Below are 24,375 nucleotides of genomic sequence, written 5' to 3' on the forward strand. Positions count from 1 at the left end.
GAATGGCTCAGTCATGCAAGTAAAATGACAGTGTCAGAAATAAGTAATGAGATTGTTAGCTTCATAAACTTTTATAATTTTGAAAGAATACGTTTAGATGGTGAAAAGCCACCTATGCATCAAAGATTAAGAGCTGCATAAGACTAAAATGAGCCAGTATTTTGTCTACTAAATTGGGTGCTGTTCAAGCTCACAGTGCGGTCAAGTTGATTTCAATAGTATACTCGTGTACGAGTCGGAAAAAATAAGGTTTTAAAAGGTATACCTAAACAAACGGAAAGCTCTACATGTAAATTCAATATGTGTACATGTTTGAAAATGTTATTTTTTCAATTATAAACGTTTGAAAAAGGATTGCACCTTTTAGGATGGAGGTTTTAGATGGCTAATATTATGTACATTCGTGTTAGTTCAAGCAGTCAATCATTTGATAGACAAGAATTATTAATGAAAGATTTGAATATTGACAGGGTCTATAAAGAAAAAATCTCTGGTAGAAATATGGATAGGCCTGAACTTCAGAATTTGTTGAATTATGTCAGAGAAGGCGATGTTGTATATGTTGAGAGTCTTTCGAGATTGGGAAGGTCTATGGAAGACCTGATAACAATTGTAAATATATTGAATGATAAGAATGTTGGGTTAGTATCGCTTAAAGAAAATTACATTGATACAACAACCCCAACAGGCAACCTTGTGTTTCAGATATTTGGAGCTATCAGTGAATTTCAAAGAAATGTAATAAAATCTGCTCAAGCTGAAGGAATTCAGGCAAGAAGAGCAAAAAACTTATCTATGGGTAGGCCTGTAATAATGGTTGAGTTTGATAGAAATTTTAGAAAACATTATTTTGACTGGAAAGCAGGTGAGATTAAGGCTGTTGAATTCATGAAGGAATTTGGGCTGAGGAAAAATGCTTTTTACAAGAACATTAAGATATTTGAAAAACAAGAAAAAATTTAAAGCAGGCTATTATGCCAAGAATTACTGAAATTTTGAATAAGAATTAAGAGTTTATTGTTTTGGTAAGTAATATACCTAAGGTAACTGAAATCAGAATATTTGCTGATAAAATACTTACTGAATATTGTAGAAATCTTAATAGTACACGTTTTGATGAGAAAATCCATTAAAATGAAAAACACTGGTTGTATTTTTTAACCAGTGTTTTTCATTTAGTTTGATTAATGTTTTGTAAATTTAGCAGGAAATGTTAAAATTAATTAATAGTATCATATGGCAGTCGAGTTTATATAACGTTTTAGGATATGGCTATCATATGTTTAGTTTACTTGAAAGGTTTGAAGAATTAGGAAGATAAGTTTCAACAATGTATCATTTATTGGGGTATTAAATTAGATAATAATAAAGAACTCATCAAAGTACATTGTATCAAGTATAAAGTGGATTGGATATGAAATGATGAGATAGGATAAGAAAGGGTGCTTTATGGGGAGATTAATGAAGTTGCTAAGTTACGTTTCAGCCATTGTTGTTGTGATAACAGGAACAATTATCTTAGAAACAAGGACTGAGAAAGTGCAAGTCATTTCGGATTACTTAAGAGTTAGAGAAATTGATAATGGACTAATTTCATACTCATATATAACTATGTTTGTCGTTATACTGACTATGAGCTCGATTATTTTTGCAATAATTATCGGCATGTCTCAAAATATGTCTTCTAAATTAAGCTATCAAAGCTATGACAAAAGGATATTGAAGGATAGAGCTTCAATAATAATATTTGTTGTATTTGGAGTAATCAGTTTTATTCAATTATCAAGTTATCTATTTATAGATTTTACAATTGCACCTTTTTCATTCACTGTAGGACTACTTGTATCTTTCCTTGTTGTGATTAGTCTGATTACATATTTATATCACACTCTTTTTACCAGATTTAGTATTTACGAAATAGTAGATGATAATTATAGATTGATTCATTTTTCATTTGTACGATTACGAAAGATACAATCAGTAGCAACAAAGAAAATGAAATCATTAGAGAAGATAAGCAAGACTGATAAATTAAGTGGATTTTGGAAATTTAAACAAAAAAGGTTAGAAAAAGAAGTTGAAAAGCTGAAGATGCAGAGAAAAGTATATGATGATAATTTGGCTGAAGTAGTTAAAGAGTATTCGTACATATTAGTAAATTCATATACTAATAGTGATATGGACTTGTTCAGATATATCCTTAAATATGTAACAAAAATAGGAATACATAGATTTGATGAATTTGGCTCAACAACAAAAGAAAATGACTTTCTTGGTATGATTGGATTCAACGAGCAATATGATAAGTTCATTGAAGGCGATATATTACCTTTTTACAACAAAGTGGTCGTAAATGATTTACGTCCTGATTTTGTAAAGATATGCAATGACGAGTTCATTAATCTGATTAATGGTGCTAATAAGTTAAAATACAATAATGCTGATAACTACAATCTAACATTTTACTTGATATGTATAAGGGAAATGTTAAGAAACAGATTGAGCTTGGATACCAGGAGGCAATTTTTGATTATAGAAGAACTATTGGTAGCGTCATTAGTATATATAAACCAAAACATTCACGTAGGTTATATGCAAAGCTTCTTGATGATATATTAGAGATTTCAACTTTATCGCTTGTTAGTTTACCTATTGTAAATTACATTCATTTATCGGAGTTAGTAAATGAGATAACAATAAAGAACTTATGGGATTACGACCAATTTACTTTGGAACATTCCATAAAAAGACAGATAGATTTACTCTTTATCAATTTGAAGAATGTTGACAAAATTACCGCTCCTTTTAGCGTAAGCACACTAAATAAGAACTGGATTGATGGACTGAACCATAAGGCATTACAAACTTCTATTCGAAATCTATACAATAATAGATATTCGGAAAGATTAACTGATGTTGAATACGCAAAGGATATGTACTCAATTTTGGATACTATCAAGGGAGTCTTGATTGAAAAATCAAAAATCATAAGTGTGGGATGTAGATTTGATAATTTGTTTTTACTTGCGTACGTTGACCTTCTCTCGGTTGTTTCTGAGATAATTGCATTCTATGTTATGTATGAGGTTTATGATTTCAAGAATTTATTTAGGAGTTGGATAAGTCTATATTCGAGATTAACATCCGAATTAAAAGTAAAAGAAGCATTTGATTTCGGAATAGTGTTTGATTCAATAAAAGACCTTGTTTCAAAATCTGTTAAACATGATGAGCTATTTACTTTGTTGGTAAATGAGTTTAAGAATATATCAATTAGTAGTTATAGGAGTATAAAAGATGAGAAGTACGCTTCAAGATGCTTTGATGAAATTATTTGGGTAGTTCTATTTGAGGGAAAGGAGTGTTTGCTCGAAGACATCTTGAAAATTATTGAAGAGAACTTAAGTTTAGAACAGATGATAATTTTCAGAAGCGATTTCGTTCGTGACAAGGACAGATATTTTAGAGGTGGAAGCCGAATTAGTCTGTTTGATAGTCAGATAATTTATAATAAGGAGTTAATTGATAGGATAGAAAATAGACTTGTGGAAATGATTAGTACTAAAAAACAGATTGCAGAAAAAATGATAAGGGAAAATATTGGGACAGATTCTATAAGTGCTCATGAAGAGATAAACAAAACAGAGAAAGTAAAAAGAGATGTATCAAAAAAACGATGCAGAATATCTCTGCTTGGTGAAATTGTACGTTGGATATTCAAATAGGATAAGATTACATTTATATATAGTGCGTAAATATGAGCTTTGCTATTTACTATCAAAGGGATTAACAAAGATATAAACTTTCAACCGATAAATCCCTTGAAACAAGATTGTTTGAGAGGTATTTTAGTATTTACCTCACAAAATGAGATGAGCGAAGTATATATCAGTTGATGAACTAAGTCATGTATTTATTATATTGATAATTACTCTGTCTAAATTCGGAGAAAGAATAAGCGAACTATAATGAACATACATTATATTCAAATGTGGTAGTGCGTACTTAAATCGTACTCAAATTTCATGAAGCCATTGAAATTATATGAAATATATGAAATGAGAGAAATGAAACGTAGTAAAATCAACGCCTGCAATGTAAGAAAAGCAATTCAAAGTTGAGTGGGAATAGAAACTGTAATCTTTGTATGTATTGGTATTGCTTGGTTGTGGTGATTCCAACTTAAAAAAGACTGCCTTTAAATATCAAAACTGAAATATGTTATTCATATTATTATGATTGTGGAATATATTGACTAGAAACAGGTTATCTCAATTACGAGATAGCCTGTTTTTGCTCACCTATGGTTAGTCTACTTCTGCCAACAAAGTCTATCAAGCTAGTAAAACGAAAATGATATGCCTTAGGTTACTTGTTATGAGCTTGTCATTTTGATATTTGGTTTGCGGCTTTTCACATGAAGACATCTTCTTTATAGATTTCCTTCAATTAGATCATTAATAGGTATTCATGTAATATAAAAATATCTATTTGTAGTGAAACACAACAAACCTACATAGAATTTAACTTGTGTAAAGGAGTTCATAACGTTCTGGATGTAGATAAATCTTTGTAAAATCAACAATGGTTCCATCATCAGCATAAGTAGAATTTTCAACAACATTTATGGGCATATTTTCAGGTAGATTGAAATACTGATTTAAGTGATTGTCAATGAGTTGTGCTTTAATAATATGATTTTGATGTGTAATAGTGATGTCTTTAACATCATGAAAAAAATCGAATTTTGACTTATTCAAGAAGCTCATTGACAGCTCAGGAAATCTATTGACGGAAATGACAGAAACTTCATAAAGAAAAACAAGGTCATCGGCCTTACGAACACGTTCAATATAATAGACTTTTTCTTCTGCATTAAGATTTAAGATCGTTTGTACTTCTATGTCTGCTTCTCTGAGTTCAAATGTGATAACATCAGATGTTACCTTTTTACCTAATATTTTTAATTGGTGTTCAAAACCTAAGATACTTGGAGCGGAAGTAGTTTTTGGAGCGCTTACCCTAGTCCCTGAACCTTGCACCCGCACAAGGTAACCTTTTGCCACTAGGTTATCAGTGGCCTTCCTAACTGTGACACGGCTGACTTGGTAAGTTTCAGCTAGAGCGTGCTCAGTTGGAATTTTTTCACCATATTGAATTTCATGCTTGAGTATTTTGGATAATAAATCGCTTTCAATTACTTTATACTGTGCCATCTTTTTAGTCATGTTAATCACCTCATTATTATTATTATTATTATAACTTTTTCAAAGAAACAATACAATACAATATGTAAACACAAATATTCCATTTGTGTTGATGAATTTAATTTGAAGTGCTATAATGGTACAAAAAAGGAGTGGTTTATGGATAGGATAGAAATAAATAAAGGGACACTGAGAGATGCACTAGCTGAGAATAGAACGCTGTTAGCCAATGAGAGGACCTTTCTTGCATACCTTAGGACAGCATTCAGTTTAGCTGCAGTAGGATTAACATTCATCAAGTTTTTTCAAGTAACTTCGTATATATGGATCGGAAGTATGTCGATTACATTAGGAGTTATGATTGCTATATATGGCAGTGTTAGGTACAAGAGGAATGTGAAGAAAATAATCAGTTATAAAATTACATAAGATAAATACTTCGATGACTAACGTCAAACTTTAAGCTTTTAACTGTTTATATGGGATTGGACAAAATATGAGTTACTTCATTTATTAATCATATAAATGTATGGTACACTAAGCAATATAATAAAGATGAGTATATAACAGTTGGAGGAAAAATTGAAAAATTTAAGCTTATTAATCAAACCCTCATCAAGTAAATGTGATATGAATTGTACCTATTGTTTTTACCATGATGCTGCAGACAATCGAACCATCAAGGACCATGGTTTCATTGGGTTTGAAACATTCAAGAACACTATAATCAAAGCTTTTGAAACTTTAGGGAGAGGGAATTTAACTATTGCTTTTCAAGGTGGTGAACCTACTTTGATTGGTTTAGACTTTTATAAAAAAATTGTAGAATTTGTTAACCAGAATAAACCTAAAGAAATAAAGATACACTATGCTTTGCAAACTAATGGTTTATCTATTGATGAAGAATGGGCAGTTTTTTTGTCTGAAAATGAATATTTAGTAGGATTATCAATTGATGGTATCAAACGTAATCATGATATCTTTAGAGTAGATAACGCAGGTCGAGGGACATTTGAACGAGTTATGGGCACCAAAAAAATATTTGATCAATACAACGTTCAATATAATGTTTTAACTGTTATCACAAATGAAATTGCAAGATTTGGTAAAAAAGTGTACCAATTTTACAGAAAAAATAACATTGATTTTATGCAATTTATACCAGCACTGGATGGTTTGACAGAAGAGAAGGGGAGTCAATTAACACCAAAAAACTATGAGATGTTTCTAAAGGATGTGTTTGATGTCTGGTATCAGGATGTTAAATGGGGGAAAAATGTATCTGTGAGATATTTTGATAATCTCATTGCTATGTATCTTGGTTATCCGCCGGAGTCTTGTGATATGCGTGGCATATGTTCGATTCAAAATGTGATTGAAGCTGATGGCTCAATTTATCCGTGCGATTTTTATGTACTAGATGAGTACAATCTTGGGAATATAAATGAAGTTGAATTTAAAGATGTGTTTAACTCAAGTAAATCAAAGGACTTTATTCAAGAATCTCTTTTGCATTCCAAAACATGTGAAAAGTGTAAGTGGCAGAAGTTATGTCGAAATGGATGTAAGAAATACCGGGTAGAAGATAGCCAACTCAACTATTTTTGTGAGACCTACAAAAACTTTTTTGATTATGCACATCAAAGATTATTGGAAATCGCAAGAAGTGTTCGTAATACCAATAAGTAATATAATTTCAATTGTTTAAAGCCGACAATTACCGTCTGGGTTAAATCAAAATTTTGCCTCTGTAACCACTAGATTTGATTATGATACTTTACAAGATAGATATGACTCTTGTATTTGTGAACTCTTTTGTTGCTCTAGTAAAAATAAACAAGTCATGATAAAAGTTAATATTGTATAAAGGAACACCATCAATCTCTAAAATATTGATGGTGTTTTGCGTTTTAATAAAAACAAAAAAGTATTTCAGAATGATCCTTACACATAAGGCATGTATTATATCTTATTAGAAATGCTAAAAAATATTAGGAAAACGTTTGACATTATTCTTACACAAAGGTTTATGATATTAGTGAGTCTTTTTTATTAGAATGCTTAATAGTTGTTATTCGATAAACAGAATAGGATGTTAGTGATCTTTTTTTACCGGAATGTAGATTTTAATATAATGAATATCACCAGTATTTTTATCATTGTATAGGTCTAATAGATTTCGTTCAAAGATACTTCCAAGAATGGTCAGTTGATTGTTAGTTATATACTCTAACATTTTTAGATATAGGTTATCAATTTCTGAATGATCAAAGCTTACAATACGAATGTATGCAGTCACGTATAGTTGTGAAGGCACTGTTTGATAAAAATCATTTGAAATAGGTGATGAACTTTCTGAAATCAAACCATAACCTGAATAGGTATGATAAATATTCTTTAGAAACATATCTTTGTCAATAATAGAAATGATGTTGCTGGATTTTAACCATTCTGAATCGATGTTATCTTTAAAAGAAGTGATTTGATCTGCATTAAGAGCTAACTGATTGGATGCAAATTTTTGTTCTAAAATAAAGAATTCCGGTTCTACTACAAGTGAAATATCATTGTTAATAAAAGATTCGAAACGATTCACAAGTACTGAAGTTTGATTCTCAAGATAATTAAGATGATCAATTTGTGATCTCAACTGCAACTTTTGCAATTTTAGTTCTTTAACGATTTCTGTTTTGCTTCTTGAATTGAGTAAATTTTTTATTTTGATTATTGAGGTGCCTAAAGAGCGTAAATAGAGGATGGTACTAATCATCTCAAACTGATCCAAGGAGTAATATCGATAGCCGTTATCTTTGACAATATGTGGTTTTAATAAATTAACACGATCATAATGTCTGAATGTTTCGGTAGTTTCATCGAAAATTGCTGCGATCTCACCGATTGTAAATAGATTTTGCATAAGTCACCTCCGCTGGAACAATTATATATCCTTTATAAATAACCGTCAATCTTCACTAAAAGAAGGTTTATGTACTACATAGGAAAACTGAGTTTTTGAGTTATATCATATGTATTGTTATTTGGTGTTTATTTAAACATAAGGAAAACGTTTTACAACTAATGAAGGAGATCTATTGTTAGATTGGTCTCCAAACGGTGAGTGAAAAAATGGGTATAAAGGGTAATGGTGTAATAAGAATGTAAGGATAAAACTTCATCTATTCAAAACCGTATCTGATGAGTCGATAATATTCATGGTATTTGAAGGGCGATTATATAAAAAGGAGAAAAAATGAGTGGAATTAAGAGTAAAATTAAAAAAGGTTACTACAAGGTTTTTACCTCGCGGAGATTAACATTTTCTGGAAGATTGTCTATGGCATTTCCGCAGATTCCAATGTTAATTTCAAATCTATTGATGCAGACCGTTATGTTTAAGTATTTTACTGATATTGTGGGTATCAATCCTATTTTGGTAGGTGGTGTTTTTTTAGGACTAGCTATCTGGAACAGCATAAATGATCCAATAGTAGGTTTCATGTTAGATCGAATGCCATATATTAAGAATAAAGGTAAATATGTTTTAATTATGAGAGTTGCATTTCCCATGATAGCACTATCAACTTTAGCGCTCTTATTTGTATCATCAGAGTGGAAGGATGGGTTGATTTTCATATATATATTGCTAATGTTTATTGTATATGAAGCTGCAATGACAGCCTATGATATATCATATGAGTCTTATTTGTTTGTCAGATTAAGAGATTCAGTTGAGAGGTTGGAGATGTCAATTTTAAGGACCTATTTATCATATATTGTATCGGCTTTAATAACACTTATACCACTTTTAATGTTTGTTGGAGACAAACCACGTAATGGTATCACTTTTATCGTCGCTCTAGCAATTACAGTTAATGCACTCTTTTATTGGGTGACACTAAGGAGGTTAACTGATCACCACAAATATTATAGTTCTGATCAATCTAATGAAGGTGCACAAGTATTTAAGGAGATGTTTGTTTACACTAAAGATATTATAAAATTAAAAGGTTTTTGGGTTATCAATGTAATGAAATACTTAATAATATTATCGACAACCTATTATTTCACTTATTTTTTATATTTCATGGACGATGTTGTAAATGCAACAGAAGGACAAACTATATTTATTGATATAGCAGCATCTGCTTTAGCGTTTCTTGTAGTACCATTTATTCCATCAATTCATAAGCGATTGGGATTAAAAATGGCTTTTTTTGCAGCCATGATTCCAGGTATTATAGGTTTTGGCATGCTGTACTTTACTAGTAATGTTTATCTTGCTGGTTTAATGTTTGCATTGATTGTTGTTTCGCATGGATCGATTGAAACGCTATACGGTCCTACTGCCAACCTTGTAGCCGATGAAGACTGGCAAAATACGGGTGTTAGAAAGTATGGTTTTATTAAAGCGCTTCAAGGTTTAATTAATAAGCCTGCACATGGTATTAGATCCATGGTATTCGGTGCAATTTTAGGCTTCTATGGTTATAACGGAACTGCTGAAGTTCAATCACTAGAGGCTATTAAAGGAATTAGAATGGCATCAAGTATTTTACCGATGATAGCCCTAGTTTTAGGTATGTTTTTAATATTATTTTTACCTTATACAAAATCGCGTGAAAATGAAATCATAACTAAAAGAAGAATACTCGAAATTGATGCGGAGAAGCTTTATGCTGAGGAAATGTAAGTTTAAGAAAGTATTTGAGGTGAGTAATGAATATAAAAGCTAAAGACAAAAGATTCGTAGATACATCTGATAGAGAAAGAATTTTTCACGGCATCAATATGGTGTTCAAGGGTAAAATAGAAAACGGAAAAAAGAACTTTATACCAACTTGGGATGAAAATACCTTTAAATCCCTTAGAGCACTCGGATTTAATTTGGTTAGACTTGGCATGCAGTGGCAGGCCATTGAACCAGTACAGGATGTTTACAATGAAGAGTATTTATCTTGGTTAGAAAAAATGGTATGTTATTGCAAAAAAAATGATATCTATGTTTACCTTGATATGCATCAGGATCTGTTTAGTGGAAAGTTTGCTGATGGCGCGCCAGAATGGGCTACATTAGATCATAATTTAGAACATTTTAGTACCGACAATTGGAGTGATGCTTATCTATTTAGTGATGCAGTTAAGGGAGCTTTTGATAACTTCTGGACAAATAAGCTGCTTGATAATAATGTGGGTGTACAAGATCAGTTTGCTTCACTTTGGAGAATGATTGCAGGACGTTTTTCTAAATTTGATAATATAATCGGATTTGATTTGTTTAACGAACCTTTTCCAGGAAGTAGTTCTTTAGAGATATTTGGGACACTACTTGGTGCATACGCTCAAATAACTCAAGAAGACATTTCACCAGAGGAATTGATGAGGTTGTTTGCAGAAGATGAAACAAAATTAGAATTATTAATGAAAATTGAGAATAAAGAGCTATATGGAGCCATGGCTGATGCTGCGATAAGTTCAATCAAAGAGTTTGATGAAAAGATACTGTCACCATTTTATCAAAAAATAAGAGATGAAATCCGAAAGGTAACCGATTTTGGTATGATTGTCCAAGAGAACAACTATTTTTCAAATATGGGAATCACAAGCCAAATAACAAAATTGAATGAAAATCAACAAGTTTATTCGCCACATGGCTATGATCTTGTTGTTGATTCGCCAGCGGTTGCCCTCTCGAGTAACAATCGAGTGAGTGTGATATTCGATAATCATAAACTGGTACAAGATCGATTAAATGTCCCAGTAATTGTGGGTGAATGGGGTGCTCATTATTCTTATGGTGTTGCACTTAATCACATTGAGTTTATATTGAATATTTTTGATCGAAATAAGTGGAGTCATACTTATTGGGATTACACAGACAATCAAAGTGACTTACCAGTCATGAAAGTCTTAAAACGTGCATACCCTCAAGCGGTTAATGGTGACATAAATTCTTACAGTTATAAAGATAATGTTTTTACAATGTTATGGACAGAAATGAATAAGCTTAGTGATACAATTATTTATTTACCAGACACACCAAAAAAGATTGTGATTGATGGAGAATATGGTATTGAAGTCATTGAAGGTGGTGGTTGCCTATGTGTTATCGAACCATGTGTAGGCTGTAGAAAAATCACCATCACAATTTAAATGTTTTGTTTAGGAGGTAGTAAATGCATGACAATTCTATTAGCTGGAACGAAAATTGGTCGTTTGTAAATAGTGATGTTACGCAAGATGTAACCTTACCCCATACTTGGAACGTACAGGATGGAAATACGGGTGGCAATAACTATCTAAGAGGAGAATTCACTTATTTCAAAAGACTAAAGTTGGATAATGAATACAATGGTAAACTTATTTATTTAGAAGTTCTGGCGGCAAACAGTATTTCAAAAGTAATTGTTAATGATACGATGGTCCAAAAACATTATGGTGGATACTCTAGGTTTAGAGTGAATATTACAGACTACTTAAATGTTAATGGTGACAATCAAATCCTGATAAAAGTTGATAATTCACATGTGGAAGAGGTATATCCATTACGGGCTGATTTTACTTTCTATGGTGGCTTATATAGAGGTGTGAATCTGATTACTGTTGACCCTCTTCATATTGATTTAGAGGATTATGGTTCTGATGGTGTTTATATCAGTCAAGAATTAGTGTCAAAAGAAATGGCATCTGTGAAGGTTGATTGTCATATTGTTAATCATTATGATATTTCAAAAACAGTCACTGTAGAATATCAATTGTTGGATATGGAAGGTGAGCTTGTCGAAAAAAAATCGATGACTTCTCAAGTGACTGAAAAAACAACTTTTAGCAAGGTATTTACTATTAAAGACCCAAAACTCTGGTATTCTATCAAGAAACCTTACTTGTATAAAATAAAAACAAGTGTCTTAGTTGGTGAACAACTAGTCGATGAACGCGAGAACAATTTAGGTTTACGTTTCTTTAGTGTAGATCCTCAACAAGGTTTCTTCCTTAATGGTGAATCCTTTAAGTTGAATGGCGTTTCTAGACATCAGGATAGAGCTTATAAGGGGTGGGCGATTTCGTATGAGGACCAAATTGAGGATATTGAGTTAATCGTTGAAATGGGGGCTAATGCTGTACGCTTAGCTCATTATCAACATGACTCATATTTTTACGATTTGTGTGATCAATATGGATTGATTGTATGGGCTGAAATTCCCTTGATATCTAGGAGTTCAAATACGGATTGTACTGGAGAAAATGCAAAACTACAAATGCTTGAGATGATTAGACAGAATTACAATTATTCATCAATTGTATTTTGGGGAGTTCAAAACGAAGTGACAATCGATGGTCAAAAAAATAATATCGTCAATATAGTTAAAGAATTAAATGATTTAGTCAAATCAGAGGACCCATACAGGTTGACAACGCAAGCACAGGTTGGGCATCATTTAGATGATGACCCGATGAACTACATGACCGATACAGTTGGTTATAATAAATATTACGGTTGGTATCATGATCGATGTGAAGATTTTGATTTGTGGTTAAATTTATTCAATGAAATCAACCCTAGTTTATCATTAGCTGTATCTGAATATGGTGTAGAAGGAATATTGGAATACCATAGCGAAACCCCTATTGTGAAGGATTACACTGAAGAATACCATGCTTTATATCACGAAAAAGTACTAAAAATATTTAATCGACATCCTGAACTTTGGGGTACCTTTGTTTGGAATATGTTTGACTTTGCATCAGATAGACGTGATGAGGGTGGACGTAAAGGCATGAACCATAAAGGTCTTGTGACATATGATAGACAAACTAGAAAAGATGCCTTTTATTACTATAAAGCAGTATGGTCTAAAAAAGATGTCTTATACATTACTGCTAAGCGTTTCAAACAAAGACTTGATGAAAGTGTAGATATTAAAATATATACAAATAGAGAACGGGCAACCTTATATGTGAATGGTATAGAAGTTAATAACGCAGAAACGAAAGATCATATTATTATTTTTAAGGATGTTTTATTAGAAAAAGGTTCTAATCAGATAAAAGTTGTTTCAGGAAATTTAGTGGATTTAGCGACCTTTGATTTGGTTGATGAGTTAACGTCGGACTATATTTGTCATGAAACAGCAGGTAGCAGTGTTACCAATTGGTTTGATAGAGTGGAAGTAAACTTAGATGTAGGTTTAAATACTATTGATTATCCAGAGGGGATGCTAACGGTTGATGTGATGTTGTCAGAAATAATAGAAAACGAAGAAGGTCGTCAGTTAATTTATAAATATCTCCCTAATCTAGTCAACAGTACCTTGTTTGAATTGTCTAAGGACTACTCACTGAGTAAACTAAGAGAATACTTCCAAGATGTTATTACGGATGTAGTATACTATAATCTCTCAGCAGAATTGAATAAAATTCAAAAGACGATCGAGTAATCTGTGTCATTATATGGTAAGTACTGTGTATAGCAACTAGATGGACGATGATTGGCAAGCAAGGATGATTAATTTCTATGCTATTGGTTAACTATATAAGTAGAGACTTTTTAGTAAATGATTGGACTCATTAAGATAAACTGAACACGATTAGATTTTGGATATTAATTTTGACATAAGGCGTTACTGTATTTAAGAAGGAAATATATTATATAGGAGTAAAAGTGTTAAATGACTTGAAAAATAACCATAATTTGAGCTTAAGTGACTGGGGTCCTTATACAAAAAAGTATATGGGGATATCACATGTTGCTAAAGCTAGCAAGGGAATGCGATTTGATTTGGGGGTTTTCTCTAATATCTATAGACGTAAAATAGAAATACCTCATGCTTTATGGGAATCCAATTTTCATATGTGGGAGGCGAAAGCTGATTTGTCTTATTATGCTTACCGACAGGAGTTGGAATGGAAAGATCAGTTATATACTGATGTGTCCTTTTCTAAAATGAAAGAAAACCAATATCTGATTAGTTGTGATATTGTGAATAATACAGACAAAAGGCAAAATATGGCTATTCAATTTATGGCATACCTTACTTATCCTGGACCTATAAGAAAGTCTTTGGAAGAGTTACAGGCTTCAAAAGTAGTTATTGGTAAAGGGGTCTGGATTTGTGGAACAAATTATGAAGTTATGAGCTATCCTTGTATCCGCCCTAAAGATAATCTTGTAACAGATGGTTACAGAAAAGGACAAGTAATTGAAAATGGTTTTGTTGATGCAACTGGGATTACAATTGGTCGAGAAATTGGAGAAACTGTCTCTTATCGTATCCATTTAACTCAAAGACTAGAAAATGGACGTTGTACAATTCGCTATAAAGCTGATTTAGGTCAACTTGTATCCTTTAAGTTAGAGGGCCTTATTGAACAGAATGTGTTAATTATAGGTTCAAGTAAATTTGAGTGTGTCGATATAGATGTCGGTGATATGCAGGGTAAAACGTATGAGTTAAAAATAACAACATTAACAAATATCCCTTTTCTTGTTGATGGTATTGCTTTATACGAGGGGGTTATTACTTTTGAAAAGAATGAAAACATTCATAAGCCTGAGATTATAAGCTGTGGTGTAAAGAATAGTTTCATTTTAAAGTATGAAAATATTGATCACTACTATGGAATTACTTGGCTATATGACGACTATGAGATACGTGAAATTTTTAACGATGAACTTGATTCATTTATGAAATATACGACACATAATCATGTTGATAAGGTGCTTCAAGGAAACCGTAAAGGCCATTATACAAATGCTTTTCTGAAACCAATTACTGTTGAGAGAGGTGAGCATAAGCAAATATTTGGTATGTTGACATGTGGAGACTTAGATGAAGTGAGACAAAGTATTGAGAAGTTTGTCCATGAGAATAATCAGAAAAATATTTATGACTTTTCAAAACTGAACATGAGTCATTTTGATATATTTTGGGAAGGCGAAAAGTATCTGCTAAGTCAAAATATAATGGCAGCAACTGTTTTGACAAACGTTACTTATCCAATTTATATGAAAAATCAGTATGTTAAACATAATACACCTGGACGTTGGTGGGATTGTCCCTATACTTGGGATTCGGGTTTCTGTGGTATTGGTTTAGCTCAATTTGATAAAATCAGAGCAGTAGATTGCCTAAATGCCTACTTGACAGAAGTCGGTGATGAAGAAACAGCTTTTATACATCATGGTAGCATGGTTCCTGTTCAGTTTAGTTTGATGCAAGAAATTTGGGCTATAGATCAAGAAAAAGAATTGCTAAGCTTTTTCTATCCAAGATTAAAGCAATACTATGAATTTTATAGTGGTCGATTAGGTTCATCAACAACGAGAAAATTTGATTCTAATCTCCTTAGCCCCTTTGATTACTTCTATAATTCTGGTGGATGGGATGATTATCCAGCACAAGTATATACTCATCAAGAACGGCTGGGCAATCAGGTCGCTCCTATTATTAACACAGCACAGTGTATTAGAATAGCGAAGATAATGAGTTTGTTTGCCGTCATTCTAAATCAAGAACAAGATTGTGTTCTTTTTGAGGACGATATAAAACTTATGACAAAAGATTTATATGATTATGCTTGGGATGAGGATAGTGGTTATTTTGGCTATGTTTATCATGATAAAACATTGAAACCAAAAGGTATTCTACGAACTGATGCAGGTATTAATTTTAATATGGGTCTAGATGGCCTTTACCCTCTGGTGGCTGGAATATGTAATGAAAAAATTGAGCAAAACTTTGTTGAAAAACTTATGGATGAAAAACACTATTTTACAAAGATTGGTCTAACTACAGTTGATATGCAAGCTCCTTATTATAATGAATCTGGTTACTGGAATGGGGCAGTATGGATGCCGCATCAGTATTATTTCTGGAAAACCATGTTGGACTTAGGTCGCTATCAAGAAGCATTTGAGATTGCAGATCGAGCTCTAGAAACCTGGAAGGCTGAAGTGGATGCGAGTTATAATTGTTTTGAGCACTTTGTCGTAAATTCTGGACGTGGTGCAGGTTGGCATCAGTTCAGTGGATTATCGACACCTGTAGTAGTTTGGTTCAAAGCTTATTATGGTCATGGTACTGTATCAACTGGTTTTGATTTAATGGTCACAGAAAAAAATACGACTAATAATAACACTGAGATGTTCCTGAGAATGATAAGTTCCAATGATAGAAAGACATCTACAGTTATTGTTAATATGAACCCTGCTTTCGAGTATGAAGTAAAGGTTAATGATACTCAAGTTCAAGTATTCAGGTTATTTGGAGGTTGTCTCAATATTCAAGTCGTTAACGATATCAAGGATAAATTATTGGAGTTAAAAATAAAAAAACGCGATGAAAGATGATAAAAGTATATGTTGTTATATAAGGGAACTGTCTAGCGTTGTAGAGGAGGATGCATGCAAAAACAAAATATTATTTTTATACTCATTGATGATATGGGTTGGAAAGATCTGAGTTGTTATGGGAGTGATTTTTATGAAACCCCCAATATTGATAACTTAGCACAATCGGGTATGTTGTTTACTGATGCTTATGCTGCTAGCCCGGTTTGCTCACCAACAAGAGCAAGTATTTTAAGTGGTAAATATCCAGCAAATGTTGGTGTAACAGATTGGATTGGGGCACATTCTAGAGGTAAGTTACTTGAAGTGCCGTATGTTGATCATTTGCCTCTTGAGGAAAAAAGTTTAGCAAGTACAATGAAGGAGAATGGATATCATACATGGCATGTAGGTAAATGGCATCTAGGAGATGAAAGATTTTACCCACAACACCATGGTTTTGATGTTAACATTGCTGGTTGTCATATGGGGAGGCCTAAGACGGGTTATTTTTCGCCTTATAACATTGAACACTTAGAAAATGGACCAAAGGGCGAATTTTTGAATGATCGATTGACCGATGAAGCCATCAAGTTAATCAATAAGAAGGATGAGAAACCATTCTTTTTACATTTATCTCACTATGCTGTACATACGCCCATTGAGGCTAAGAAAGAAGATATCAATAAATTTAAAATCAAAGCAAAAAAAATGGGCCTAAATAAAAAGAAAACATTCCAAAAAGGGGAGTATTTTCCAAGTGATGAGAAGCACCGTTTAAGAGTGAAAAGAAGATTAGTTCAGTCAGATGCAGCATATGCAGGTTTAGTATGGAACCTAGATGAAAATATTGGGCGTTTAATCGATGCTTTAAAACGAGCAAATCAACTAGAGAATACAGTAATATTTTTTACTTCTGATAATGGTGGACTATCTACAGCTGAAGGTTCTCCAACATGTAATGCACCCTTAAATGAAGGTAAGGGATGGATGTATGAAGGGGGTGTCCGTGAGCCGTTGATTGTCTCTTGGCCAGGAAGAATAAATCCTGGATCCATATGTAGGGTGCCTGTGACCAGCCCGGATTTCTATCCTACCATACTTGACATAGCTGGTATAGCCTTAATGCCAGAACAACATCAGGATGGTGTTAGTATTAAAGGACTTTTATTGGAAAATGAGAGTTTTGAAAGGGAAGCGATATACTGGCATTATCCCCACTATGGGAATCAAGGGGGGACACCGGGATCTTCTATTAGAATGAGTGACTGGAAATTGATTAAATTCTACGAGGATAATCGATTGGAACTGTATAATTTAAAGCAAGATATTGGTGAAACTATTAATGTATATCAGGAAAATCAGGAAATAGGTAACCATATGTTACAACTATTAGAAGCGTGGTTGGAAAAAGTGGATGGAAAAATTCCTAAGCTTGCTTAAATGTATTTATTTTACAAAGGACATGAGAAACTGGAAATATGGCTTTAATTGATAGGCCTGTCCAATTAGTGAAAGGTCAAATGATTATATCGAAAATTATGTTGAAGATTACTTCCTCTTAGTTATCTATGAGGAAACACATAGATCTTCCTAGGTGACTTAATATACTTTGACTTTCTTAAAATAGGGAATATAGGCTGTGTGGTAATATGGATAGAAGTCATTTGGGTAGTAGCACAGTTCACTTTAAATTATTCATTAATCTTGTATCAATTGTTAAGCTATATGATTAAAACTTGATCTAGGTAAATGTAATAATCTTTTGACGAAGTAAGAGCGTAATAAGGCGTAGTGACTGTTATGATGTGATTCTTGATTGGATGTTTAAAGCTGAGACTCCTTTAAGGATGCTATTGGGAAAGAAGACCATGGTTTTATATTGCAAGATCAGAAACATATTTTTCTTGAAAGATCAGACAAAGAGTGACAGATGATGATTAACTAAAAAGGTTGGACTCGAATACTGGCCTGCTGATTACTGCTATTAAGAGGCAATAATAGTCATGGTCTAATGTAATGAGAAAACTTAAACCAAAGAACTAATGTTAAAGAAATAAAGGAGTTTGTGATGTTAGAATGGAGCGTAGGTTATTCGGAAATTGATGGGGCTAAACCAAAGGAGTTTGTTTCCTCTACAGTGCCGGGTGCAGTTCAATTAGACTGGGCTAAGGCAAAGGGGTATAAGCCCTATATTGTTGCTGATAATTATAAGCAGTTCACGTGGATGGAAGATGTCTACTGGATTTATAAAACGACGATTAATAAGCCTGAAATCAATGATGATGAAAGAATATATTTTATCAGTAAGGGAATTGATTATAAGTTTAGGATTTTGATAGATGATGAAGTCGTGCATCGTCAAGAAGGTATGTTTAAATGGGTTGAAATAGATATAACTGAAAAAATAAAAACTCAGAGTGAAATACAAATCATCATAGATCCAGTACCTAAACAAGAGGGGGCTGTTGGAAGGGACCATGCAGACCAATCTTGTAAACCAGCAGTGAGTTATGGTTGGGACTGGCATCCTCCATTAATTCCATCTGGTATCTGGGATGAGACTTATATTGAAATCAGAAGCAAATATCACCTGAGAGAAACTGATCTCACTTATGTGATTAGTGAAGATCTGAAAACAGCAAATTGCACTCTAAAACTAAATTCAAAAGAAGCCGGTCAATCGATTCTCTTCTTGATGAAAGATGCTGAAGGTAAGGTTGTTCATGAAAAGCAAATTAACAAGTTAGATAAGCAGTTGACATATGAGTTTAAAGTTTCTTCGCCTATGCTTTGGTGGCCAAGGGGCCAAGGAGAACAGTATCTTTATACTTATCAGATACAGGTATTTTTCAATGATCAGTGTGTTGATATGAAAGATGGGAGAATAGGTTTCAGACGTGCTCGATTGGTAATGCATGAAGGTGCATGGCATGAGTTTATTCCTTTTCCAAAGGGTCGAAATAATCCACCTATCACCATGGAAATTAATAATAGACATATATTTTCAAAGGGAACTAATTGGGTAAATCCAGATATTTTTCCAGGGGTAATAACTAAAGAAACATATAGAACACTTATCCAACTTGCTGTAGATGCAAATATGAATATGTTTAGAATTTGGGGTGGCGGCATTGTTAATAAAGAGTCCTTCTTTGACTTATGCGATGAAATGGGAATGATGGTCTGGGAGGAGTTTCCTCTAGCCTGCAATAATTATAGAGGGAATGAACCTTACTTAAAGGTACTTGACCAGGAATCAAAAGCTATTATTAAGAGATTAAAGAAGCACGCCTCTGTTGTGATGTGGTGTGGCGGTAATGAGTTGTTTAATAATTGGTCAGGTATGACTGAACAATCGCTTGCTCTAAGACTCTTAGATAAAAACTGTTATGAGTTTGATAGAGACACACCATTTATTATGACATCACCTATCATGGGAATGGCACATGGAAACTATGTATTTCAATATGACGATGGACGTAGTATTCATGAGGTAATGACTTCCTCAAGTAATACTGCTTACACTGAATTTGGATGTCCATCAATATCAGATTATGATTACTTAGAGACATTTATACCAAAGGATGAGTTGGAGACACCAGCACCAGGAGGTTCTTGGGAAATTCATCATGCTTACAATGCTTGGCAAGGTGATACATGGATGTCGAGAGGCATTATAGAACATTACTATGGTAAAACGGACGATGTAAAGCTACTTATTGAGAATAGTCAACTCTTACAAAGTGAAGGGTATAAGGTTATTTTTGAAGAGGCACGTCGTCAAAAGCCGAAATGTAGTATGGCTTTGAATTGGTGTTACAATGAACCGTGGCCATCAGCTGCAAACAACAGTTTGATAAATTGGCCTGCACGACCTAAAAAATCTCTCAAAGCAGTTGCAGATTCGTTGAGAGATACGATGGCGAGTGCAAGAGTTTCGAAATACATTTGGACGGGTGAAGAAGTATTTGAAGCACAACTTTTTATGTTAAATGATAGTCCGGAAATTATAGCAGAAGGCAAAATGTCTATCTACCTTGTTATAGATGATGAAAAACATCATATGCTAACTTGGGATTATAAAAGTGTACCTGAGAACCAGAATTTAGAAGGACCAACTGCAAGGCTTATATTACCTAATAAACATGTTGATCGAATGAGCGTGCAAGTAGAAGTTGAAGGTATACCAGCATATGCATCTAGTTATACTTTTGCCTATAGATTTAAAGAACCTAACTTGGAAGGCTTGAGACAATTAAATAATTAATGAGTCTATTTTGTCTAAAGGCTTATTTCTTTATTTTAAATTGAGTAACAGTTATAAGAAGGGTATGCCATTTAAAGAATTTGTAGACATCACATATTACTGGAAGGCTGTTTTAAGATTATTAAAAAGATTATTTAAGGAGAGGTAGATGAGAAATAAGTTAATTATAATTACCTTTTTAGTTGGGTTAGTGATTACATTTGTAATATTTACACAGATGGATAACCCTATTTCTGAAACCAAATACACGAGCGATGATTTTAGGAAAGTGCCACTCAATATTATGACATACAATGTATTAATGGGTCTAGAAGACACAGAGAGGGAAGAGGCTTTTATTGATTATATGAATGATCTGGATGTTGATGTTTTAGCACTCCAAGAACTGAATGGAATATGGCCAAAAGAGTTAAAGAAGTTGGCTTCAAGTTATGGCCATAATCATTCTGTGATGCTTAAGATTACTGGCTATCCGATAGGTATCACTTCAAAATATCCAATAGAATTAATCAGCAAGAATTTTTGGGGTTATCATCATGGTATGCTACATGTAAAAATCCAAGGTATCAATTTTATTATAGTGCACTTGTCGCCTGAAAGTGCAGATAAAAGGGTAGAAGAAACAGAGCGTATTTTAGACTACATGGAGAAGAAAGAAATATTGGATAAACAAGATGTGATCATATTGGGTGATTTCAATGCGCATTCCAAGGTAGATGAAGGATACATTTTAGACAATGATATTTCTGGTCAGACACAAGAGAAGAACTTGATTGACGGTATTATTGACTTTCGTGTAATTGATTATTTTATGGATTCAGGGTTTAAAGAGACTTACGCCATGTTAAATGATGTGAGTGATAGAACCTTTGTCACATGGTCACCTAGAAAAAAGGAAAAAAAGGGTGAACGTATTGATTTTATTTTGGCATCTCATCAACTCGCTGATTATTTTACCGAGAGTGAAATATTGGTGAATGAGAAAACAGAGTTTATTTCAGATCATTTCCCAATTATTGTTAAGATGAAAGAGTAAATATTCAAGGTAAATCGAAGTTTGTTTTGAGTTGATGATAGCCATAGGTGTTCATCCAAAGTACATATTTCTCCTTTGATGAGCTCTGTTTTAGGAGACTTAAATAAGGGAATGTGGAATGATATGCTATAAATTTCAGAAGGGGTACCCCTTCAAATTGGTAGTTTGTAAACTAGGTAAAGCACCGTTATTAATATGAAAGGAAGATACTAAAATAATCGTTAGTATGAGTAGGTGGTATGAGAAAAAAGATTAGTCTAAACCGAAACTGGCAGTTTAAAGAAAGCTTTGAAGTAAATGACCCTCATTCAGCAAACATAAGTGAGTTTATTGATGTTGATTTACCTCATACACATAAGGAGCTACCTTATAATAGCTTTGATGAAGAAATGTACCAGTTTATTAGTTGCTACAGGAAGACATTTAAATTAGATAATGTAAAATCTACTGAAAGAGTACTTCTTCATTTTGAAGGGAGTATGACGTACACTGTTGTTTATTTGAATGGACATTTCCTAGGAGAACATAAAGGTGGTTATACACCATTTGTATTGGATTTGACAGAATATCTTGAAGAAAATAATGAGCTTATTGTGAAAGTAGATGGAAGAGAGATCGAAGATATTCCACCTTTTGGTTTTGTTGTTGATTTCCTAACATATGCAGGTATTTATCGTGATGTGTATCTAGAAATTGTTCACGAATTGTATGTTGAAAAGTGTCACACAAGAACTGAAATGGTTCTTGAAACAAATAAAAGAGCAATTAGTGAAGTTTATATAAAAAATATAAAGAAAGAAATGCAGACGTTTACAGTGAAGACAACACTGAAGGATCTACATGGTCATGTAATATCAAGAATAGAAGGGAATGTTATTAATAGCGATGAGCTAATTCATTGTACTCAAGAACTGAATGAACTGAATGATATCCAACTGTGGTCAACAGAAAATCCTGTTTTATATGAAATAAATATTGAAATTTCTAATGGAAATGGTCAGTTGTTGGATTTCTACAAACATCGCTTGGGATTTAGAACTGCGGAATTTAAAGTTTCTGGCTTTTACTTAAATGGTGAAAAAACAGTGATTAGGGGTCTAAATAGACACCAAAGCTATCCATATGTAGGAAATGCAATGCCAAAAAGGGCGCAGATAGATGACGCTGACATATTGAAGTATGATTTGGGGGTCAACCTTGTAAGAACATCTCATTACCCTCAGTCTAAAGATTTTCTAGACCGATGTGATGAAATTGGTTTGTTGGTGTTTGAAGAGATACCAGGCTGGCAGCATATTGGTAATGAGAAGTGGCAATCAGTGGCACGCAAAAATATTGAGGCAATGATTAATAGAGATTACAATCATCCTTCAATTATCATTTGGGGTGTCAGAATTAACGAATCAAAGGATCATCATGAATTTTATACATCAACTAATGAAATTGCCCGAAGACTTGATGATACAAGACCTACAGGTGGTGTTAGAGTAATAAAAGAGAGTGAGTTTTTAGAAGATGTATTTACTTTTAATGATTTTGTACAAGGTGATCCTAATGACAGAGATGATAGAATTTTAATACCACAACATGAAGCAACAGGTTTGAATGAACTAGTTCCATATTTAGTAACAGAATATAACGGACACATGTTTCCTACAAAGCGATTCGATCAAATTCAAAGACAAGAGGAGCATGTGAAGCGACATCTCAATGTACTTAATATGACAGAGTTAATGCAGCATACATGTGGTAGTATAGGATGGTGTGCTTTTGATTACAACACCCATTATCAATTTGGATCAGGTGATCGTATTTGTTATCATGGGGTTATGGATATGTTTAGACTACCAAAGTTTGCATCATATGCTTATACGAGCCAGATTAATCCATCTAAGAAAATTGTAATGGAGCCAGTACTTATTTATGCAATGGGTGAAAAGAATTATGGAGGAATAACTCCTCTAACGATCTTAACAAATGTAGATAGTATAGAATATCGAATTGATGATAAATTATTTGGGAGATATTATAAAGATAAATCTAAATTTCCTGGTCTCAAACATCCCCCAATAATAATAGAGGGTGTATCGGATGTATGGGGATCTGGCTTCCATGATATTGAATTTATTGGTTATATTAAAGGCAAACAAGTTATCAGAAAATTATATGTAAAAAATCCTGTGGTGTCACAGCTGGAGTTAAAAAGTGACCACAAGTGTCTTTCATCCCTCGAAGCAGACGTTACGAGAGTTGTTGTTTCGGCCTTAGATCAAGTGGGCAATGTTTCGCATTATTCAGATTTAGTTGTTGAACTGGACATAAAAGGGCCCGGAGAAATTATTGGTCCCAAAACTTTTGCTTTAATCAGTGGACAAAGAGCGTTTTGGGTAAAGACTTCATATATGCCTGGAATAATAGAAATTACTGCAAAAATTCATGGCAGAAAAATATCGGATCGATGTATAATTGAAGTCGAACAAATAAAAATTAATTAGATTAAAAGTGAATTGCGAAGTTGTTTGATGCTTGATTAGCT

The 24,375-nt window shown here is 33.1% G+C and carries 14 protein-coding genes; 12 read left to right on the top strand and 2 right to left on the bottom strand.

Features of this window, described 5'->3' with window-relative positions:
• The first annotated feature begins 381 nt into the window (after positions 1–381).
• Both DWB64_RS18470 and DWB64_RS18475 read left to right on the top strand, forming a co-directional pair.
• Complete coding sequence (locus DWB64_RS18470; protein ID WP_129489703.1) at positions 382–963, top strand: recombinase family protein; 582 nt, start codon at positions 382–384, stop codon at positions 961–963.
• A 1,508-nt stretch (positions 964–2,471) separates the two neighbouring features.
• Positions 2,472–3,725, top strand: coding sequence for a hypothetical protein (locus DWB64_RS18475; RefSeq protein WP_129489704.1), 1,254 nt, complete (start codon positions 2,472–2,474; stop codon positions 3,723–3,725).
• 798 nt (positions 3,726–4,523) lie between these two features.
• On the opposite strand, the gene DWB64_RS18480 is transcribed toward DWB64_RS18475, so the two are convergent.
• Positions 4,524–5,228, bottom strand: a complete 705-nt coding sequence (locus DWB64_RS18480; RefSeq protein WP_129489705.1) for a GntR family transcriptional regulator — start codon at positions 5,226–5,228, stop codon at positions 4,524–4,526.
• Between the two features lie 138 nt (positions 5,229–5,366).
• Here DWB64_RS18480 and DWB64_RS18485 point away from each other — a divergent pair, with 138 nt between their 5' ends.
• A complete protein-coding gene (locus DWB64_RS18485; RefSeq protein ID WP_129489706.1) occupies positions 5,367–5,636 on the top strand; it encodes a YidH family protein in 270 nt (89 codons plus the stop codon).
• Positions 5,637–5,789: 153 nt separating this feature from the next.
• Positions 5,790–6,896 (top strand): anaerobic sulfatase maturase, encoded by a 1,107-nt coding sequence (locus tag DWB64_RS18490; protein ID WP_129489707.1) that lies wholly within the window; start codon positions 5,790–5,792, stop codon positions 6,894–6,896.
• 406 nt (positions 6,897–7,302) lie between these two features.
• On the opposite strand, the gene DWB64_RS18495 is transcribed toward DWB64_RS18490, so the two are convergent.
• Entirely contained in the window at positions 7,303–8,124 is an 822-nt protein-coding gene (locus tag DWB64_RS18495) for a MerR family transcriptional regulator (RefSeq protein ID WP_129489708.1), read from the bottom strand.
• Positions 8,125–8,457: 333 nt separating this feature from the next.
• Here DWB64_RS18495 and DWB64_RS18500 point away from each other — a divergent pair, with 333 nt between their 5' ends.
• The 8 genes from DWB64_RS18500 to DWB64_RS18535 all read left to right on the top strand — a co-directional run bounded on the left by DWB64_RS18500 (position 8,458) and on the right by DWB64_RS18535 (position 24,334).
• Positions 8,458–9,897, top strand: a complete 1,440-nt coding sequence (locus DWB64_RS18500; protein ID WP_129489709.1) for an MFS transporter — start codon at positions 8,458–8,460, stop codon at positions 9,895–9,897.
• A 26-nt stretch (positions 9,898–9,923) separates the two neighbouring features.
• Entirely contained in the window at positions 9,924–11,357 is a 1,434-nt protein-coding gene (locus DWB64_RS18505) for a cellulase family glycosylhydrolase (RefSeq protein WP_129489710.1), read from the top strand.
• 23 nt (positions 11,358–11,380) lie between these two features.
• Positions 11,381–13,642 (top strand): glycoside hydrolase family 2 protein, encoded by a 2,262-nt coding sequence (locus DWB64_RS18510; RefSeq protein ID WP_129489711.1) that lies wholly within the window; start codon positions 11,381–11,383, stop codon positions 13,640–13,642.
• 224 nt (positions 13,643–13,866) lie between these two features.
• On the top strand, positions 13,867–16,554 hold the full coding sequence (locus DWB64_RS18515; RefSeq protein WP_129489712.1) for a trehalase family glycosidase: 2,688 nt from the start codon (positions 13,867–13,869) through the stop codon (positions 16,552–16,554).
• 54 nt (positions 16,555–16,608) lie between these two features.
• Positions 16,609–17,976 carry a sulfatase gene (locus DWB64_RS18520; protein WP_129489713.1) on the top strand — a complete coding sequence of 456 codons (1,368 nt, stop codon included), beginning with the start codon at positions 16,609–16,611 and terminating at the stop codon, positions 17,974–17,976.
• A 628-nt stretch (positions 17,977–18,604) separates the two neighbouring features.
• Positions 18,605–20,803, top strand: a complete 2,199-nt coding sequence (locus DWB64_RS18525) for a glycoside hydrolase family 2 protein (protein ID WP_129489714.1) — start codon at positions 18,605–18,607, stop codon at positions 20,801–20,803.
• A gap of 148 nt (positions 20,804–20,951) precedes the next feature.
• On the top strand, positions 20,952–21,839 hold the full coding sequence (locus tag DWB64_RS18530) for an endonuclease/exonuclease/phosphatase family protein (RefSeq protein ID WP_129489715.1): 888 nt from the start codon (positions 20,952–20,954) through the stop codon (positions 21,837–21,839).
• A 239-nt stretch (positions 21,840–22,078) separates the two neighbouring features.
• On the top strand, positions 22,079–24,334 hold the full coding sequence (locus DWB64_RS18535) for a glycoside hydrolase family 2 TIM barrel-domain containing protein (RefSeq protein WP_129489716.1): 2,256 nt from the start codon (positions 22,079–22,081) through the stop codon (positions 24,332–24,334).
• The last annotated feature ends 41 nt before the right edge of the window (positions 24,335–24,375 follow it).

The sequence above is a fragment of the Fusibacter sp. A1 genome (assembly GCF_004125825.1).
Taxonomy (GTDB): Bacteria; Bacillota; Clostridia; order Peptostreptococcales; family Acidaminobacteraceae; genus QQWI01.

Excerpts from the sequence above, each read along its gene's own strand:
- DWB64_RS18470 (WP_129489703.1), top strand. The coding sequence starts at position 382 with ATGGCTAATATTATGTACATTCGTGTTAGTTCAAGCAGTCAATCATTT.
- DWB64_RS18475 (WP_129489704.1), top strand. The coding sequence starts at position 2,472 with ATGTATAAGGGAAATGTTAAGAAACAGATTGAGCTTGGATACCAGGAG.
- DWB64_RS18480 (WP_129489705.1), bottom strand. The coding sequence starts at position 5,228 with ATGACTAAAAAGATGGCACAGTATAAAGTAATTGAAAGCGATTTATTA.
- DWB64_RS18485 (WP_129489706.1), top strand. The coding sequence starts at position 5,367 with ATGGATAGGATAGAAATAAATAAAGGGACACTGAGAGATGCACTAGCT.
- DWB64_RS18495 (WP_129489708.1), bottom strand. The coding sequence starts at position 8,124 with ATGCAAAATCTATTTACAATCGGTGAGATCGCAGCAATTTTCGATGAA.
- DWB64_RS18500 (WP_129489709.1), top strand. The coding sequence starts at position 8,458 with ATGAGTGGAATTAAGAGTAAAATTAAAAAAGGTTACTACAAGGTTTTT.
- DWB64_RS18505 (WP_129489710.1), top strand. The coding sequence starts at position 9,924 with ATGAATATAAAAGCTAAAGACAAAAGATTCGTAGATACATCTGATAGA.
- DWB64_RS18510 (WP_129489711.1), top strand. The coding sequence starts at position 11,381 with ATGCATGACAATTCTATTAGCTGGAACGAAAATTGGTCGTTTGTAAAT.
- DWB64_RS18520 (WP_129489713.1), top strand. The coding sequence starts at position 16,609 with ATGCAAAAACAAAATATTATTTTTATACTCATTGATGATATGGGTTGG.
- DWB64_RS18525 (WP_129489714.1), top strand. The coding sequence starts at position 18,605 with ATGTTAGAATGGAGCGTAGGTTATTCGGAAATTGATGGGGCTAAACCA.
- DWB64_RS18530 (WP_129489715.1), top strand. The coding sequence starts at position 20,952 with ATGAGAAATAAGTTAATTATAATTACCTTTTTAGTTGGGTTAGTGATT.
- DWB64_RS18535 (WP_129489716.1), top strand. The coding sequence starts at position 22,079 with ATGAGAAAAAAGATTAGTCTAAACCGAAACTGGCAGTTTAAAGAAAGC.